Source organism: Sporosarcina sp. SAFN-010 (genome assembly GCF_059415065.1).
In genome coordinates, this window is record NZ_JBPFDS010000008.1 from 131328 (window position 1) to 146437 (window position 15110).

Genomic DNA, 15110 nt, shown 5'->3' on the forward strand with positions numbered 1-15110 from the left:
AATGGCGATTAAGAAATACAAACCTACCTCCAACGGACGCCGTAACATGACGACTTCAGATTTCGCGGAAATCACTGCTAGCAAACCAGAAAAATCTTTGCTTCAGCCAGTCAAACGTAAAGGCGGCCGTAACAACCAAGGTAGGATTACAGTTCGTCACCAAGGTGGCGGTCACAAGCGCCAATACCGTGTCATCGACTTCCAACGTCGGAAAGATGGCATACCAGGACGCGTTGCTACGATCGAATACGATCCAAACCGTTCTGCTAACATCGCATTGATCAACTATGCTGATGGAGAAAAACGTTACATCCTAGCTCCTAAAGGATTGACAGTTGGAATGACAATTATGTCAGGACCTGAAGCGGATATCCGCGTAGGGAACGCACTTCCACTTGAAAACATCCCTATGGGTTCTACAATCCACAACATCGAGATGAAACCTGGTAAAGGCGGACAATTAGTTCGTTCAGCTGGTACATCTGCACAATTGCTCGGCCGTGAAGGCAAATATGTCATCATCCGTTTGCAATCTGGTGAAGTTCGCATGATCTTGTCAGTTTGCCGTGCAACAATCGGTCAAGTTGGTAACGAACAACACGAACTTATCAACATCGGTAAAGCAGGACGTTCACGCTGGATGGGTAAACGCCCAACTGTACGTGGATCTGTCATGAACCCGAACGATCACCCACACGGTGGTGGTGAAGGACGTACTCCAATCGGTCGTCCGAGCCCAGTTACACCTTGGGGTAAACCAACTCTTGGTTACAAAACTCGTTCTAAGAAAAACAAATCCGACAAACTTATCGTTCGTCGTCGCAAAAAATAATGTGATTGCACTGCGGTTCAATGATTGGACCGTAGTACAAACGCAAAGGGAGGTAACGAAATGGGCCGCAGTTTGAAAAAAGGACCTTTTGCAGATGATCATTTGCTTAAAAAGGTTGACGCTCAAAAAGATGCACAAAAGAAACAAGTCATCAAGACTTGGTCACGTCGTTCAACGATTTTCCCGACTTTCATCGGATTGACGATTGCTGTATATGACGGACGTAAACACGTTCCTGTCTACGTCACTGAAGATATGGTTGGACACAAACTAGGTGAGTTCGCACCTACCCGTACTTACAGAGGCCATGGTGCCGATGATAAGAAAACGAAACGCTAATTGAGAGGAGGAATTTCTGATGCAACAAGCTAAAGCATCTGCGCAAACAGTCCGTATTGCTCCTCGTAAAGTCCGATTAGTCGTTGATCTTATCCGGGGCAAGAAAATCGGTGAAGCTGTCGCGATCCTACGTTTGACGCCGAAAGCGGCATCACCAGTCGTAGAAAAAGTTTTAAATTCAGCTATTGCTAATGCTGAGCACAACTACGAAATGAACATTGAGAACCTAATTGTTAGCGAAGTATTCGTTGATGAAGGTCCTACTATGAAACGTTTCCGTCCACGTGCGCAAGGCCGTGCGAGCGCAATCAACAAACGCACAAGCCACATCACTGTAGTGGTATCTGAAAAGAAGGAGGGATAATTCGTGGGTCAAAAAGTACATCCTAACGGTCTGCGGGTCGGTATAATTCGTGACTGGGATTCGAAATGGTATGCAGAAAAAGACTATGCGACTCTCTTGCACGAAGACCTTAAAATCCGCAAATATATCGAAACACGTTTAGTAGACGCTTCAGTTTCTAAAGTAGAAATCGAACGCGCTGCGAAAAAAGTTAACATCACTATCCACACAGCTAAGCCTGGTATGGTTATCGGTAAAGGTGGTACTGAAGTCGAAGCACTTCGTAAAAATCTTAACGAAATCTCTGGCAAGCGTGTACACATTAACATCGTTGAAATTAAGCGTGCTGATCTTGACGCGAAATTGGTTGCAGAATCAATCGCACGTCAACTAGAAAGCCGCGTATCATTCCGCCGTGCACAAAAACAAGCTATCCAACGTACAATCCGTTCTGGAGCAAAGGGTATCAAAACTCAAGTATCCGGACGTCTTGGTGGAGCTGACATCGCACGTGCAGAACATTACAGCGAAGGAACTGTTCCACTTCATACACTTCGTGCAGATATCGATTATGCACATGCTGAAGCCGATACAACATACGGTAAACTTGGAGTTAAAGTATGGATCTATCGTGGAGAAGTCCTTCCAGTGAAGAAGAACTCTGGGGAAGGAGGCAACTAATCATGTTAGTACCAAAGCGAGTAAAACATCGTCGTGTATTCCGCGGCAAAATGCGCGGACAGACAAAAGGCGGCGCAACGGTTCAATTCGGTGAGTTCGGCCTTCAGTCTCTTGAGGCTGCATGGATTACGAATCGTCAAATCGAATCAGCACGTATCGCAATGACACGTTACATGAAACGTGGCGGTAAAGTTTGGATCAATATTTTCCCACACAAATCGTATACTAAGAAGCCTCTCGAAGTTCGAATGGGTTCTGGTAAAGGTGCTGTTGAGGGATGGGTAGCAGTAGTAAAACCTGGCCGAGTTATGTTTGAAATCGCAGGCGTCTCTGAAGAGGTCGCTCGTGAAGCACTCCGCCTTGCAGCGCACAAACTTCCTGTTAAGTGTAAGTTTGTAAAACGTGAAGAAATTGGTGGTGAATCTAATGAAAGCTAATGAAATCCGTGACTTGACAACTGCAGAGATCGAGCAAAAAGTGAAATCACTGAAAGAAGAGCTTTTCAACCTTCGCTTCCAGTTAGCGACAGGACAATTAGAAAACACTGCACGCATCCGTGAAGTACGCAAATCGATTGCGCGCATGAAGACAGTAATACGTCAAAGAGAAATCAGTGCAAATAACTGATGAAGGAGGTTGCACCCATGACTGAGCGTAACCAACGCAAAGTATACACAGGCCGTGTTGTATCCGACAAAATGGACAAAACGGTAACGGTAATGGTAGAAACACACAAGAAACATTCTTTGTATGGCAAGCGTGTAAAGTATTCTAAAAAATATAAAGCACATGATGAAATGAACGAAGCTAAGATCGGCGATGTAGTCCGTATTATGGAAACTCGTCCGTTATCAGCTACAAAGCGTTTCCGCCTTCTTGAAGTAGTCGAAAAAGCGGTCATCATCTAATAACGTTCGGAACACAGTATCCGAGGGGAGGTAACCAAATTGATTCAACAGGAATCCCGCATGAAAGTCGCAGATAACTCTGGCGCACGTGAAGTGCTTACAATTAAAGTTCTTGGCGGTTCAGGCCGTAAAGTTGCAAACATCGGCGACGTTGTCGTTGTTACAGTTAAGAAAGCAACACCAGGTGGCGTTGTTAAGAAGGGTGAAGTCGTTAAAGCGGTTATCGTTCGTACTAAGAGCGGTATGCGTCGTAAAGACGGATCTTATATCTCATTCGACGAGAATGCTTGTGTCATCATTAAAGACGACAAGAGCCCTCGTGGAACACGTATTTTCGGACCAGTTGCACGCGAATTACGCGACAGCAACTTCATGAAAATCATTTCTCTTGCTCCAGAAGTACTTTAATTAAGAGCAGTGCCAATCAAGGAGGTGCAACAGAATGCACATTAAAAAAGGCGATAAAGTAAAAGTTATCTCCGGGAAAGACAAAGGGAAGACAGGTGTCATCCTTTCCGTATTCCCGAACAAAGAACGAATCCTCGTTGAAGGCGTGAACATTGTTAAAAAGCATACAAAGCCGAACCAAGCGAATCCGCAAGGTGGTATTGTAAGCCTTGAAGCTGCAATTCACGTATCTAACGTAATGTTCGTTGATCCTAAGTCTGGCGAACCTACACGTATCGGTTACAAGATTGAAGAAAAAACCGAAGGCGACAAAACATTCCGTGTTAAGTCCCGTGTTGCGAAGAAGTCTGGCGAAGTTATCGACGAAATTAGCAAAAAAGAACTTCAAAAATAACTCTCTAAGAAGGGAGGTTCTTCTGAATGAGCCGATTAAAGGATAAATACCAAAAAGAAATCACGCCTGCTCTCATGAGCAAGTTCAACTATACATCTGTAATGCAAGTACCAAAAGTTGATAAGATTGTTATCAATATGGGTGTTGGCGACGCGGTTCAAAACACAAAAGCACTTGATGCTGCAGTGGAAGACTTGACAATTATTTCAGGTCAAAAACCAGTCGTGACTAAAGCGAAGAAATCTATCGCTGGATTCCGTCTTCGTGAAGGAATGCCTATCGGAACAAAAGTTACTCTACGTGGAGAACGCATGTATGAGTTCCTGGACAAATTGATCGCTGTATCACTTCCACGTGTACGTGACTTCCGTGGTGTATCGAATAAATCATTCGACGGACGCGGTAACTACACACTTGGTGTGAAAGAGCAACTAATTTTCCCGGAAATTGACTTCGATAAAGTGTCTAAAGTACGCGGAATGGATATCGTCATCGTTACGACTGCCAACTCAGACGAGGAAGCTCGTGAGTTGCTAGCGCAGTGCGGCATGCCGTTCCAAAAGTAAACATAAGGGAGGCGTAAAACGTGGCTAAAAAATCAATGATCGCAAAACAGAAACGTACGCCAAAGTTCCAGGTTCAAGAATATACACGTTGTGAGCGCTGTGGGCGTCCGCACTCAGTATATCGGAAGTTTAAACTTTGCCGTATTTGTTTCCGCGAACTCGCATACAAAGGACAAATTCCTGGCGTTAAAAAAGCAAGCTGGTAAACCCCATTTTGGGAAGGAGGTTAATGTAATGACAATGAGTGATCCGATCGCAGATATGCTTACTCGCATTCGTAACGCCAATATGGTGCGTCACGAGAAGCTTGAAGTACCTGCTTCAAACCTTAAAAAAGAGATCGCAGAAATCCTCAAACGTGAAGGTTTCGTCCGCGACGTAGAATATGTGGAAGATAGCAAACAAGGCATCATCCGCATTTTCCTCAAATATGGTAAAAACGAAGAACGCGTAATCACTGGACTCAAGCGTATTTCTAAGCCTGGTCTTCGTGTATATGCAAAGTCAACAGAAGTGCCAAGAGTGTTGAACGGACTAGGTATCGCCCTTGTTTCAACTTCTAACGGTGTTTTGACTGATAAAGAAGCTCGTGCTAAACAAGTTGGCGGAGAAGTCGTCGCTTACGTTTGGTAATCTGTAACAATTGAATGGAGGTGCAAACAAATGTCCCGAATTGGTAAACGTCCGATAGAGGTGCCTGAAAACGTAACAGTTACGATCGATGAGAATAACTTCGTTACAGTTAAAGGACCGAAAGGCGAACTTACAAATACATTTACTAAAGACATAAAGATCGAACAAGAAGGTAACGTGATCACTTTGACACGTCCATCTGAATCGAAAGAACACCGTTCGATGCACGGAACTACTCGTTCGCTTCTAGCGAACATGGTTACTGGAGTATCTACTGGTTTCGAGCGCTCGCTTGAACTAGTTGGTGTCGGGTATCGTGCTTCAATGCAAGGAACTAAACTTGTATTGAACGTTGGTTACTCACAACCGGTAGAATTCACACCGGAAGAGGGCATTCAAGTTGAAGTGCCTGCTAACACAAAAATTATCGTTCGCGGTACTAACAAAGAACGCGTTGGTGCTCTTGCTTCTAACATCCGCAAAGTACGTCCACCAGAGCCTTATAAAGGTAAAGGTATTAAGTACGAAGGCGAAGTTGTTCGACGCAAAGAAGGTAAAACAGGTAAATAATGCCGCATAGGCATCCGGAAGGAGTGACCTCGAGTGATCACAAAACAAGATAAGAACGCTACCCGCAGAAAGCGGCATGCACGTGTCCGTACAAAGATCAACGGTACTGCTGAGCGTCCTCGCTTGAACGTATACCGTTCAAACAAACACATCTATGCACAACTTATTGATGATGCAAACGGTGTAACACTTGCTAGCGCATCAACAATGGATAAAGAATTCTCAACGGATTCTTCTTCTAATGCTGACGCTGCTGTTAAAGTGGGCGAAATGATTGCGAAAAAAGGTGCAGAAAAGAATGTCAAAGTTGTCGTATTCGACCGCGGAGGCTATTTGTACCACGGCCGCGTCAAAGCACTAGCTGACGCTGCTCGCGAAAATGGACTTGAATTTTAATTAAGAAGGAGGGACATATTCCATGCGTCGTAATGAACAAAACAAAAGTGAATTCGAAGAGCGCGTAGTTACCATCAACCGCGTAGCTAAAGTTGTAAAAGGCGGACGTCGTTTCCGTTTTACTGCTCTAGTCGTTGTTGGTGATAAAAACGGCCGCGTTGGTTTCGGTACTGGGAAAGCACAAGAAGTTCCAGATGCAATCCGTAAAGCAATCGAAGATGCGAAGAAAAACCTAATCGAAGTACCAATGGTCAAAGGCACAACGCCTCACCAGATCATCGGCCACTTCGGAGCAGGTCAGATTCTTATCAAACCGGCTGCACCAGGTACAGGAGTTATCGCCGGCGGACCAGTCCGTGCGGTACTTGAACTTGCAGGAATCACGGATATCCTTTCTAAATCACTAGGTTCTAACACACCAATTAACATGGTTCGTGCTACAATCCAGGGATTGACGAATTTGAAGCGTGCTGAAGATGTAGCGCAGCTACGTGGTAAATCCGTAGAAGAACTGTTAGGTTAAGGGGGGAAACACAATGGCAAATAAACTTGAGATCACCCTTACTAAAAGCGTGATTGGCGCTAAGCCAGCACAACGTAAAACAGTTGAAGCTCTTGGGCTTCGCAAAATGAACCAAACGGTTGAGCACCAAGATAATGTCGCTATCCGCGGCATGATCAACAAGGTCAGCCATTTGGTTACTGTAAACGAACAATAATTTGTTATTCTTGAATAAGGAGGTGCCGAAAGATGAAATTACACGAAATGAAACCTGCAGAAGGTGCTCGTAAAGAACGCAAACGTGTTGGTCGTGGTATGGGATCTGGATCAGGTAAAACATCTGGTAGAGGTCACAACGGTCAAAACTCACGTTCAGGCGGCGGTGTACGTCTTGGATTCGAAGGTGGACAACTTCCACTATTCCAACGTCTACCTAAGCGCGGATTTACGAACATTAATCGTAAAGAATATGCCATCGTAAACCTTGAAACGTTAAATCGTTTTGATGAAGGCACAGAAGTAACACCAGAATTGTTGATTGAAACAGGAATCGTGAGCAATGAAAAATCCGGTATTAAGATTCTTGGTAATGGGACTCTTGAGAAGAAGATTACTGTCAGAGCTCATAAATTCTCTGCTTCTGCTAAAGAAGCGATCGAGAAAGCGGGCGGGCAAGTCGAGGTGGTATAATGTTTCAGACAATCTCAAACTTCATGCGAGTAAAAGAGATACGGTCTAAAATAATTTTCACACTGCTATTGCTCATCGTATTCCGTCTCGGTACGTTTATAACGGTACCGAACGTGGATGCGACTGCGCTCCAGCAATCGGACAATCAATTCATTGGATTTTTGAACATTTTTGGTGGAGGAGCACTTTCTAAGTTCTCAATCTTCGCCATGGGGATCATGCCGTACATCACTGCGTCAATCATCGTGCAACTTTTGCAGATGGACGTTGTGCCGAAATTTTCTGAGTGGGCAAAACAAGGGGATGTCGGAAGACGGAAGCTTGCACAATTCACTCGTTATTTCACCATGATTCTTGCGTTTATCCAAGCGATCGCTATGTCATTTGGATTCAACCAAATGTTCCAAGGAAGACTTGTTGAAGATAACGGAGTTTCGACATATATTGTCATCGCTCTTGTGTTGACAGCAGGTACCGCTTTTCTTCTCTGGCTCGGCGAGCAGATTACAGCGAAAGGTGTCGGTAATGGTATTTCAATCATTATCTTCGCCGGAATCGTTGCTGCTATTCCGAATGCAGTCAACCAATTGTACGTGTCACAGATCCAAGATGCTGGGGATGCTTTGTTCATCCGCATTGCAATGATGGTTCTGTTACTTGTTGCAGTTATTGCAATTACAGTTGGCGTGATCTACTTCCAGGAAGCATTGCGTAAAATTCCAATTCAATATGCAAAACGGGTGACGGGTCGTGGGCAGACTTCTGCTGGACAACAAACTCACCTACCACTGAAACTGAACGCTGCAGGGGTTATCCCAGTCATCTTTGCGGTTGCGTTCTTTACAACGCCGCAATTACTTGGCACGTTCTTCAGTGACAACAGTACTGTTTCTGCTATTACGCGAGTGCTCAACTATTCGCATCCAGCCGGCATGGCACTGTATATCGGTCTGATCGTTGCCTTCACTTATTTCTACGCATTTGTTCAGGTTAATCCTGAGAATGTCGCAGACAATTTGAAGAAACAAGGGGCTTATATCCCAGGGATTCGTCCTGGTCAGAATACACAGGACTATTTGACAAGCACGCTCTATCGTCTGACTTTTGTTGGATCGATTTTCCTTGCTACTGTCGCAGTTCTTCCGATTATTATTATTGAAATTGCAAATCTTCCACAGTCCGCTCAAATCGGTGGTACTAGCTTGCTAATCGTTGTCGGGGTTGCCCTCGAAACAATGAAGCAGCTTGAATCACAATTGGTTAAGCGTCACTACAGAGGATTTATGAAATAAATTCAAGTGAAGAGTTTCTCCACTTGAATATCTTTGGAGGGCAAGGCGTATGAACATCGTATTAATGGGTCTGCCTGGTGCCGGTAAAGGAACTCAGGCCGACAAAATTGTCGAAAAGTACGGAATCCCTCATATTTCTACAGGCGATATGTTCCGTGCTGCAATACAAGAAGGCACGGAACTTGGAGTCAAAGCTAAATCGTATATGGATCAGGGAGCACTTGTTCCTGATGAAGTTACGATTGGTATTGTCAGTGAGCGTCTTCGCAAACCTGACTGTGATAACGGTTTTCTATTAGATGGTTTCCCACGTACTGTCCCTCAAGCGGAAGCGCTTGATGGCATACTTGAGGGAATGTCTCGGAAAATCGAACATGCACTCAACATCCAGGTAGACAAAGAACTCCTTGTTGCTCGGCTGACGGGTCGCCGGATCTGTAAAGTTTGTGGAACGTCTTACCACCTCGAATTCAACCCGCCAAAGGTTGAAGGCGTATGTGATAAAGACGGAGGCGAACTCTATCAAAGAGCTGATGACAATCCGGAAACTGTCACAAACCGTCTGGAAGTAAATATGAAACAATCTGCACCGCTGCTGTCGTTTTACGATGGAAAAGGCGTGCTGACAAACATTGATGGTCAGCAAGACATTAATGACGTATTTCACGACGTGGATACTGTGTTAACTGCACAGGTTCACTAAGCCTTTCCGAAGCATGCAGACGTCAGGGCATCACGTCCGGCAGCGTTCTGCTGTACGGAAGGAGCAATTGATTAGATTGAGCTGCAAAAGCAGTTGATGCTAAGTGGAAATTGGTAACAGTCGGCAGTTAAACGCTCGGTACTTCATGAATGCATTTTATAGCTCTTCGGAGTATAATGTGTTGTTGTGAGTGGGTTTGTTGTCCTAGGACACACAGATCAGAAGCGCACTGTCGGTGATGTTTGATCCGATTTGAAGTTCCAAACAACATTTCGGGACCGGCAAACTGGCATGAATTGTGATTTGCGTCTTTTCGAACATCACTCGCGCATACCGGACATATGTTGAAGAAGCTTGTAAAGCGACTGATGCCGCTCGGAAGGTGAGGGCCTTTATAGGATATAGAAGGGAGACTGAGCTGATGGCGAAAGATGACGTAATCGAAATTGAAGGTACTGTAATAGATACGTTGCCGAATGCGATGTTCAAAGTGGAATTGGAAAACGGACATACTGTGCTTGCACATGTATCCGGTAAAATCCGTATGCACTTCATCCGCATTTTGCCTGGTGATAAAGTGACAATCGAATTGTCGCCTTATGACTTAACACGTGGTCGCATCACATACCGTTTCAAATAAAATTTTGCAACTCCGGACTAATGAAGGAGGTTGGGTAAGATGAAAGTAAGACCATCTGTAAAACCGATCTGCGAAAAATGCAAAGTTATTCGCAGACGCGGCCGAGTAATGGTAATCTGTGAAAATCCAAAGCACAAACAGCGTCAAGGATAATATAAAGGAGGTGCGCAACCTATATGGCACGTATTGCTGGTGTAGACGTACCGCGCGATAAGCGCGTTGTAATTTCATTGACTTACATCTACGGAATTGGGAAAACGACAGCACAGAAAGTTCTTGCTGCAGCTGACGTTTCAGAAGAGACACGCGTTCGTGATTTAACTGATGCGGAACTCGACAAAATCCGTGAACAATTAGATGCATTGAAAGTAGAAGGGGATCTTCGCCGTGAAACTTCTCTTAACATCAAACGTTTGATGGAAATCGGAAGCTTCCGTGGAATCCGTCACCGTCGTGGATTGCCTGTACGCGGACAAAACACAAAAAACAATGCACGTACACGTAAAGGTCCTAAGCGGACTGTTGCAAACAAAAAGAAATAATAGGTAAAGGAGGTATTTTCGAACATGGCACGTAAACAACAAACTCGTAAACGTCGTGTAAAAAAGAATATTGAATCCGGTATTGCACATATCCGCTCGACGTTCAACAATACAATCGTAACGATTACTGACACTCACGGAAACGCAATTTCATGGTCTAGTGCTGGTGCACTTGGTTTCCGCGGATCACGTAAATCGACTCCTTTTGCGGCTCAAATGGCTGCAGAAACAGCTGCGAAATCTTCAATGGAACACGGTCTTAAAACTTTGGAAGTTACTGTTAAAGGTCCTGGTGCTGGTCGTGAAGCTGCGATTCGTTCACTACAAGCTGCTGGTCTTGAGGTCACAGCAATCCGTGACGTAACGCCTGTTCCGCACAACGGATGCCGTCCTCCAAAACGTCGTCGTGTTTAATGGTTTCTATTCCAATTGATTGAGAAACACAATTTTTGGTAAGAATGAATTGTGCGATTGCATTTTGCTGTCTATAAAAATCGATTTCAATAAGGAACGACCCACACACACGTTTTGAAGGAGGGTAAATGAATGATCGAGATTGAGAAACCGAAGATTGAAACCGTTATGGTTGCTGATGATTCCATGTTTGGTAAGTTTGTTATCGAACCATTGGAACGAGGGTATGGAAATACTTTAGGGAATTCATTACGCCGCGTCTTGTTGTCTTCTCTGCCTGGAGCTGCCGTAACATCGATTCAAATCGATGGCGTTCTTCATGAGTTCTCAACAGTCGAAGGTGTCGTAGAAGACGTAGCGACTATTATTCTAAACGTGAAACAATTAGCTCTTAAAATCTATTCTGATGACGAGAAAGTTATTGAAATAGATGTTAAAGGCGAAGGTAAGGTAACTGCTGCTGACATTACTCATGATAGTGATGTAGAAGTATTGAATCCGAATCTTCAAATTGCGACACTTGGGAAAAATGGTCACCTCCGTATGCGCATGTATGCAGTACGAGGAAGAGGCTATGCTCCTTCGGTACAAAACAAACGTGATGACCTTGCGATTGGTGTAATTCCAATCGATTCTATCTACACACCGGTATCTCGTGTAAACTTCCAAGTTGAAAATACTCGGGTTGGTCAAAGTACAAACTTTGATAAGTTAACACTAGATGTTTGGACAGATGGTAGTATTGGTCCTAAAGAATCTGTTTCGCTGGGTGCTAAAATCCTTACGGAACATTTAAATATTTTTGTCGGTATGACAGACGAAGCACAAACTGCAGAGATTATGGTAGAAAAAGAAGAAGACCAAAAAGAAAAAGTTCTTGAGATGACTATCGAAGAATTAGATCTTTCTGTTCGTTCTTACAACTGCCTGAAGCGTGCAGGCATCAATACCGTTATGGAACTTGCTAACAAGTCCGAGGACGAAATGATGAAAGTGCGTAATCTTGGCCGAAAATCACTTGAAGAAGTAAAGCTGAAGTTGGAAGAGTTGAATCTAGGATTACGCTCTGAAGATTGAAAGCAGAATTAGATTGAAGGAGGGAATCTTCTATGGGTTACAGAAAACTTGGACGCACAAGTTCACAGCGTAAAGCGATGCTACGGGACCTGGCAACAGACCTAATCATCCACGAACGCATCCAAACAACGGAAGCACGTGCGAAAGAGCTTCGTTCAGTTGTTGAAAAAATGATCACACTTGGTAAGCGTGGGGACTTGCATGCACGCCGTCAGGTAGCTGAATTCATCCGCCGTGAAGTAATTCTTGGTACTGATGATGAAGGTAAAGAAACTAAGACATTTGCCATTCAAAAATTGTTTGACGATGTTGCACCGCGCTATGCAGAACGCCAGGGCGGATACACACGAATCATGAAGATGGGACCGCGCCGTGGAGACGGAGCACCCGTTGTAGTCATCGAACTCGTGTAAGGAACTTGGGGGTGTGACTGGCGACAGCCACACCCTCTTTCCACATAATGATTTATACGACAATATGAAAAGCTGAGTGTTATGATCGACAGACATCGTTTCTGATTGGTCTAGCTCTACGCATCTCATCCGCGATGACGGCTTGAGCACCCGGCATCGAAACATTTTGCTGCGCATTCTTCGGATGAGATGCGCGCTTTTTTTATTTATAGAAATCTTTTAGGATTTCTAGTTATACATACATAAGTTCACAAGAAAAGAGGCGGTCGTGTATGAAGGAATTTTTGTCGTTGGACGGTGTATCATTTGCTTATGAAACAGAAGAAGATGTTTTCGTACAAGCCGTTCAAGACGTCTCCTTCACGGTCCGTGACGGGGAGTGGGTATCGATTGTCGGACATAACGGTTCAGGTAAATCGACGCTTGCTAAGCTGATGATCGGGCTACTCTTTCCTGCTAACGGAACCGTAAATGTCTTCTTGGATCCATTGACGGAAGATAATCTATGGGATGTCCGATCACAGCTCGGCGTTGTGTTTCAAAATCCGGATAATCAGTTCGTAGGTGCAACAGTTCAAGATGATGTTGCATTTGCATTAGAGAACAATGGCGTCCCTTACGATGAAATGCAAACTCGTGTGAAACAAGCGCTCTCTGACGTGGGGATGTCATCGTATCACAGTCATGAACCCCACCATTTATCAGGAGGGCAAAAACAGCGTGTTGCTATTGCAGGAGCACTTGCGATGAATCCTACGGTTTTAATATTAGATGAAGCGACATCAATGTTAGATCCTCAAGGTCGCAGTGAAGTTATTGAGCTGATTACTACGTTACGGCGTACAACTGGACTTACTGTCATTTCAATTACACATGACTTGGAAGAAGTCCTTTTAGCAGATCGTGTTTTCGTCATGAACAAAGGGAAGCTTGCTGCTTCCGGGACACCGACCTCTATCTTTGAACAAGGAAGTAAACTTCAAGAGCATGGACTCGATTTGCCATTTGCTCTTCGTCTTTCACAGTTATTGCGGAATGCAGGACTGCCGTTAGTAGGCGACCATATGTCAGAAAAAGAGTTGGTGAACGAGTTATGGACATCACATTTCAGCAAGTAAATTTTGCGTATGCACCGAATACTCCTTTCGAGAAAAAAGCACTACATAATATCAATGCTTCGATTAAAACGGGGTCTTATACAGCGGTGATTGGTCATACCGGTTCAGGAAAATCTACCTTGCTGTTGCATTTGAATGGTTTGTTAAAACCAACTGAAGGCACGGTACGAGTTGGTGACACCCTCATTACATCTGAAACAAAAGGGAAGGCACTGCGAAGTGTACGAAGGGATGTTGGAATCGTCTTCCAGTTTCCTGAGCATCAGTTGTTTGAGGAGACTGTAGAAAAAGATATAATGTTCGGTCCGTTAAACTTCGGAATCCCTGAAGAGGAAGCTAGAATGCGGGCACACGAATTAATCGAGATGCTGGGCTTGCCGGCTGACGTTGCGAATAAGTCACCGTTTGAACTTTCAGGTGGTCAGATGAGACGGGTTGCGATTGCGGGTGTACTAGCGTTTAAACCATCCGTTTTAATATTAGACGAACCGACTGCGGGTCTTGATCCGCAAGGGCGCCGTGAAATTATGGAGATGTTTGAAAGGTTCCACAAAGAAGAGGGGCTGACTACGATTTTAGTTACCCACAGCATGGAAGATGCTGCCCGCTATGCAGAGCATGTCATCGTAATGCATGAAGGCCATGCGGTGCTTGCAGGGCCTCCTGAAGAGGTCCTGACGGATGCTGCACAGCTTGCAGCGTATCGTTTGGAATTGCCTCGTTCAGTGCGGTTTCAGAGAGACTTCGAGCGATTGGTCCATCAACTGCTGCCGAAACCTGCTCTTACGGAAGAGCAGCTTGCTGAAATGATTGCAGCGCTTGCTAAAGAAGCAGGTGAGCCGAAATGATGGAGAAGATGATTTTCGGACGTTATTTACCAGGGAATTCGATTACGCATCGCCTGGACCCAAGATCCAAGCTCATTTTCATATTTTTGTTCATCTTCGCGGTTTTCGTCGCGAATAATACAGCGACTTATGCAATTTTACTTGCGTTTACAGTGTTCGTTATTCTCCTCTCAAAAATCCGAATTCCATTTTTGCTAGGTGGACTCAAACCAATTCTATTTCTCGTTGTCTTTACGCTGCTAATGCATTTATTTCTCACGCGTGAAGGGGACATCCTCTTCCAGTGGAAGTTCATCACGATTTATGAAGAAGGATTGCGCCAAGGTATTTACATTTCGTTACGATTTTTAATATTAGTATTGATGACGACCGTACTCACACTGACGACTTCGCCAATTTCGATTACTGATGGTGTGGAGACTTTGCTGAATCCGTTGAAACGATTTAAACTCCCAGTGCATGAGCTTGCCATGATGATGTCAATTGCTTTGAGATTCATCCCGACATTAATGGATGAAACCGATAAGATCTTGAAAGCTCAACTCGCACGGGGATCGGATATTAGTTCGGGAAGTATTCAGCAACGTGTAAAAGCAGTGATTCCATTACTCGTTCCGTTGTTTGTAAGTGCGTTCAAGCGTGCTGAAGATCTTGCGGTTGCAATGGAAGTACGTGGTTATCGTGGAGGAGAAGGTCGTACACGGTTTAGGAAGCTGCAGTGGCAAACGAGCGACACAATGGTTCTTGTTTTGTTAGGTGTACTCTCAGCCATCATGCTGTATTTCAGAGGGTAAAGGAGGA

The 15110-nt window shown here is 44.4% G+C and carries 28 protein-coding genes; all 28 read left to right on the top strand.

The window, feature by feature from the left end; genetic code table 11:
* Nucleotide 1 precedes the first annotated feature (1 nt).
* The gene (gene rplB / locus ACR65F_RS10845; protein ID WP_039043312.1) at nt 2-832 is read left to right on the top strand and encodes a 50S ribosomal protein L2; all 831 of its coding nucleotides are present in this window, start codon (nt 2-4) and stop codon (nt 830-832) included.
* 60 nt (nt 833-892) lie between these two features.
* The gene (gene rpsS / locus ACR65F_RS10850; RefSeq protein WP_039043311.1) at nt 893-1171 is read left to right on the top strand and encodes a 30S ribosomal protein S19; all 279 of its coding nucleotides are present in this window, start codon (nt 893-895) and stop codon (nt 1169-1171) included.
* A gap of 19 nt (nt 1172-1190) precedes the next feature.
* Nucleotides 1191-1535 carry a 50S ribosomal protein L22 gene (gene rplV, locus ACR65F_RS10855; RefSeq protein WP_025783859.1) on the top strand — a complete coding sequence of 115 codons (345 nt, stop codon included), beginning with the start codon at nt 1191-1193 and terminating at the stop codon, nt 1533-1535.
* Between the two features lie 3 nt (nt 1536-1538).
* Nucleotides 1539-2195: a 30S ribosomal protein S3 gene (gene rpsC, locus ACR65F_RS10860; RefSeq protein WP_039043310.1), complete on the top strand. Its 657-nt coding sequence runs from the start codon at nt 1539-1541 to the stop codon at nt 2193-2195.
* A gap of 2 nt (nt 2196-2197) precedes the next feature.
* Nucleotides 2198-2632, top strand: coding sequence for a 50S ribosomal protein L16 (rplP, locus tag ACR65F_RS10865; protein ID WP_025783857.1), 435 nt, complete (start codon nt 2198-2200; stop codon nt 2630-2632).
* Nucleotides 2622-2822: a 50S ribosomal protein L29 gene (gene rpmC, locus ACR65F_RS10870; RefSeq protein WP_025783856.1), complete on the top strand. Its 201-nt coding sequence runs from the start codon at nt 2622-2624 to the stop codon at nt 2820-2822. Before rplP ends, rpmC begins: the two co-directional genes overlap by 11 nt.
* A 17-nt stretch (nt 2823-2839) precedes the next feature.
* On the top strand, nt 2840-3103 hold the full coding sequence (gene rpsQ, locus ACR65F_RS10875; protein ID WP_025783855.1) for a 30S ribosomal protein S17: 264 nt from the start codon (nt 2840-2842) through the stop codon (nt 3101-3103).
* Nucleotides 3104-3142: 39 nt separating this feature from the next.
* Nucleotides 3143-3511, top strand: a complete 369-nt coding sequence (gene rplN, locus ACR65F_RS10880; RefSeq protein WP_039043309.1) for a 50S ribosomal protein L14 — start codon at nt 3143-3145, stop codon at nt 3509-3511.
* 34 nt (nt 3512-3545) lie between these two features.
* Nucleotides 3546-3905, top strand: a complete 360-nt coding sequence (gene rplX / locus ACR65F_RS10885; protein WP_039043308.1) for a 50S ribosomal protein L24 — start codon at nt 3546-3548, stop codon at nt 3903-3905.
* 26 nt (nt 3906-3931) lie between these two features.
* The gene (gene rplE / locus ACR65F_RS10890; protein ID WP_025783852.1) at nt 3932-4471 is read left to right on the top strand and encodes a 50S ribosomal protein L5; all 540 of its coding nucleotides are present in this window, start codon (nt 3932-3934) and stop codon (nt 4469-4471) included.
* A gap of 20 nt (nt 4472-4491) precedes the next feature.
* Nucleotides 4492-4677 carry a 30S ribosomal protein S14 gene (gene rpsN / locus ACR65F_RS10895; RefSeq protein ID WP_025783851.1) on the top strand — a complete coding sequence of 62 codons (186 nt, stop codon included), beginning with the start codon at nt 4492-4494 and terminating at the stop codon, nt 4675-4677.
* Between the two features lie 28 nt (nt 4678-4705).
* Nucleotides 4706-5104, top strand: coding sequence for a 30S ribosomal protein S8 (gene rpsH / locus ACR65F_RS10900; RefSeq protein ID WP_025783850.1), 399 nt, complete (start codon nt 4706-4708; stop codon nt 5102-5104).
* A gap of 30 nt (nt 5105-5134) precedes the next feature.
* Nucleotides 5135-5674: a 50S ribosomal protein L6 gene (gene rplF, locus ACR65F_RS10905; protein WP_039043307.1), complete on the top strand. Its 540-nt coding sequence runs from the start codon at nt 5135-5137 to the stop codon at nt 5672-5674.
* Nucleotides 5675-5707: 33 nt separating this feature from the next.
* Nucleotides 5708-6070, top strand: coding sequence for a 50S ribosomal protein L18 (gene rplR, locus ACR65F_RS10910; protein ID WP_039043306.1), 363 nt, complete (start codon nt 5708-5710; stop codon nt 6068-6070).
* 22 nt (nt 6071-6092) lie between these two features.
* The gene (gene rpsE / locus ACR65F_RS10915; protein ID WP_039043305.1) at nt 6093-6593 is read left to right on the top strand and encodes a 30S ribosomal protein S5; all 501 of its coding nucleotides are present in this window, start codon (nt 6093-6095) and stop codon (nt 6591-6593) included.
* Nucleotides 6594-6606: 13 nt separating this feature from the next.
* Entirely contained in the window at nt 6607-6789 is a 183-nt protein-coding gene (gene rpmD / locus ACR65F_RS10920) for a 50S ribosomal protein L30 (protein WP_039043304.1), read from the top strand.
* Between the two features lie 32 nt (nt 6790-6821).
* Nucleotides 6822-7262, top strand: a complete 441-nt coding sequence (gene rplO, locus ACR65F_RS10925) for a 50S ribosomal protein L15 (protein ID WP_025783845.1) — start codon at nt 6822-6824, stop codon at nt 7260-7262.
* Nucleotides 7262-8554 (top strand): preprotein translocase subunit SecY, encoded by a 1293-nt coding sequence (secY, locus tag ACR65F_RS10930; protein ID WP_039043303.1) that lies wholly within the window; start codon nt 7262-7264, stop codon nt 8552-8554. Before rplO ends, secY begins: the two co-directional genes overlap by 1 nt.
* Nucleotides 8555-8603: 49 nt before the next feature.
* Nucleotides 8604-9257, top strand: a complete 654-nt coding sequence (locus tag ACR65F_RS10935; protein ID WP_039043302.1) for an adenylate kinase — start codon at nt 8604-8606, stop codon at nt 9255-9257.
* 421 nt (nt 9258-9678) lie between these two features.
* On the top strand, nt 9679-9897 hold the full coding sequence (gene infA, locus ACR65F_RS10940; protein ID WP_025783842.1) for a translation initiation factor IF-1: 219 nt from the start codon (nt 9679-9681) through the stop codon (nt 9895-9897).
* Between the two features lie 39 nt (nt 9898-9936).
* Entirely contained in the window at nt 9937-10050 is a 114-nt protein-coding gene (gene rpmJ / locus ACR65F_RS10945) for a 50S ribosomal protein L36 (RefSeq protein WP_076758849.1), read from the top strand.
* A 23-nt stretch (nt 10051-10073) separates the two neighbouring features.
* Nucleotides 10074-10439: a 30S ribosomal protein S13 gene (gene rpsM / locus ACR65F_RS10950; protein ID WP_039043301.1), complete on the top strand. Its 366-nt coding sequence runs from the start codon at nt 10074-10076 to the stop codon at nt 10437-10439.
* Nucleotides 10440-10463: 24 nt separating this feature from the next.
* The gene (rpsK, locus tag ACR65F_RS10955) at nt 10464-10853 is read left to right on the top strand and encodes a 30S ribosomal protein S11 (protein ID WP_039043300.1); all 390 of its coding nucleotides are present in this window, start codon (nt 10464-10466) and stop codon (nt 10851-10853) included.
* Between the two features lie 132 nt (nt 10854-10985).
* Entirely contained in the window at nt 10986-11930 is a 945-nt protein-coding gene (locus tag ACR65F_RS10960; RefSeq protein WP_039043299.1) for a DNA-directed RNA polymerase subunit alpha, read from the top strand.
* A gap of 32 nt (nt 11931-11962) precedes the next feature.
* Nucleotides 11963-12343 carry a 50S ribosomal protein L17 gene (rplQ, locus tag ACR65F_RS10965; protein WP_025783838.1) on the top strand — a complete coding sequence of 127 codons (381 nt, stop codon included), beginning with the start codon at nt 11963-11965 and terminating at the stop codon, nt 12341-12343.
* 272 nt (nt 12344-12615) lie between these two features.
* Nucleotides 12616-13461, top strand: a complete 846-nt coding sequence (locus tag ACR65F_RS10970) for an energy-coupling factor ABC transporter ATP-binding protein (protein WP_440504425.1) — start codon at nt 12616-12618, stop codon at nt 13459-13461.
* Complete coding sequence (locus ACR65F_RS10975; RefSeq protein WP_440504426.1) at nt 13437-14309, top strand: energy-coupling factor ABC transporter ATP-binding protein; 873 nt, start codon at nt 13437-13439, stop codon at nt 14307-14309. The genes ACR65F_RS10970 and ACR65F_RS10975 overlap by 25 nt, the downstream gene beginning before the upstream one ends.
* Nucleotides 14306-15103 carry an energy-coupling factor transporter transmembrane component T family protein gene (locus ACR65F_RS10980; RefSeq protein ID WP_440504427.1) on the top strand — a complete coding sequence of 266 codons (798 nt, stop codon included), beginning with the start codon at nt 14306-14308 and terminating at the stop codon, nt 15101-15103. Before ACR65F_RS10975 ends, ACR65F_RS10980 begins: the two co-directional genes overlap by 4 nt.
* The last annotated feature ends 7 nt before the right edge of the window (nt 15104-15110 follow it).

What these genes read in the sequence shown, in the direction of transcription:
- rplB (WP_039043312.1), top strand. Translation starts at nt 2, where the DNA reads ATGGCGATTAAGAAATACAAACCTACCTCCAACGGACGCCGTAACATG.
- rpsS (WP_039043311.1), top strand. Translation starts at nt 893, where the DNA reads ATGGGCCGCAGTTTGAAAAAAGGACCTTTTGCAGATGATCATTTGCTT.
- rplV (WP_025783859.1), top strand. Translation starts at nt 1,191, where the DNA reads ATGCAACAAGCTAAAGCATCTGCGCAAACAGTCCGTATTGCTCCTCGT.
- rplP (WP_025783857.1), top strand. Translation starts at nt 2,198, where the DNA reads ATGTTAGTACCAAAGCGAGTAAAACATCGTCGTGTATTCCGCGGCAAA.
- rpmC (WP_025783856.1), top strand. Translation starts at nt 2,622, where the DNA reads ATGAAAGCTAATGAAATCCGTGACTTGACAACTGCAGAGATCGAGCAA.
- rpsQ (WP_025783855.1), top strand. Translation starts at nt 2,840, where the DNA reads ATGACTGAGCGTAACCAACGCAAAGTATACACAGGCCGTGTTGTATCC.
- rplX (WP_039043308.1), top strand. Translation starts at nt 3,546, where the DNA reads ATGCACATTAAAAAAGGCGATAAAGTAAAAGTTATCTCCGGGAAAGAC.
- rplE (WP_025783852.1), top strand. Translation starts at nt 3,932, where the DNA reads ATGAGCCGATTAAAGGATAAATACCAAAAAGAAATCACGCCTGCTCTC.
- rpsH (WP_025783850.1), top strand. Translation starts at nt 4,706, where the DNA reads ATGACAATGAGTGATCCGATCGCAGATATGCTTACTCGCATTCGTAAC.
- rplF (WP_039043307.1), top strand. Translation starts at nt 5,135, where the DNA reads ATGTCCCGAATTGGTAAACGTCCGATAGAGGTGCCTGAAAACGTAACA.
- rpsE (WP_039043305.1), top strand. Translation starts at nt 6,093, where the DNA reads ATGCGTCGTAATGAACAAAACAAAAGTGAATTCGAAGAGCGCGTAGTT.
- rpmD (WP_039043304.1), top strand. Translation starts at nt 6,607, where the DNA reads ATGGCAAATAAACTTGAGATCACCCTTACTAAAAGCGTGATTGGCGCT.
- rplO (WP_025783845.1), top strand. Translation starts at nt 6,822, where the DNA reads ATGAAATTACACGAAATGAAACCTGCAGAAGGTGCTCGTAAAGAACGC.
- secY (WP_039043303.1), top strand. Translation starts at nt 7,262, where the DNA reads ATGTTTCAGACAATCTCAAACTTCATGCGAGTAAAAGAGATACGGTCT.
- ACR65F_RS10935 (WP_039043302.1), top strand. Translation starts at nt 8,604, where the DNA reads ATGAACATCGTATTAATGGGTCTGCCTGGTGCCGGTAAAGGAACTCAG.
- infA (WP_025783842.1), top strand. Translation starts at nt 9,679, where the DNA reads ATGGCGAAAGATGACGTAATCGAAATTGAAGGTACTGTAATAGATACG.
- rpmJ (WP_076758849.1), top strand. Translation starts at nt 9,937, where the DNA reads ATGAAAGTAAGACCATCTGTAAAACCGATCTGCGAAAAATGCAAAGTT.
- rpsM (WP_039043301.1), top strand. Translation starts at nt 10,074, where the DNA reads ATGGCACGTATTGCTGGTGTAGACGTACCGCGCGATAAGCGCGTTGTA.
- rpsK (WP_039043300.1), top strand. Translation starts at nt 10,464, where the DNA reads ATGGCACGTAAACAACAAACTCGTAAACGTCGTGTAAAAAAGAATATT.
- ACR65F_RS10960 (WP_039043299.1), top strand. Translation starts at nt 10,986, where the DNA reads ATGATCGAGATTGAGAAACCGAAGATTGAAACCGTTATGGTTGCTGAT.
- rplQ (WP_025783838.1), top strand. Translation starts at nt 11,963, where the DNA reads ATGGGTTACAGAAAACTTGGACGCACAAGTTCACAGCGTAAAGCGATG.
- ACR65F_RS10970 (WP_440504425.1), top strand. Translation starts at nt 12,616, where the DNA reads ATGAAGGAATTTTTGTCGTTGGACGGTGTATCATTTGCTTATGAAACA.
- ACR65F_RS10975 (WP_440504426.1), top strand. Translation starts at nt 13,437, where the DNA reads ATGGACATCACATTTCAGCAAGTAAATTTTGCGTATGCACCGAATACT.
- ACR65F_RS10980 (WP_440504427.1), top strand. Translation starts at nt 14,306, where the DNA reads ATGATGGAGAAGATGATTTTCGGACGTTATTTACCAGGGAATTCGATT.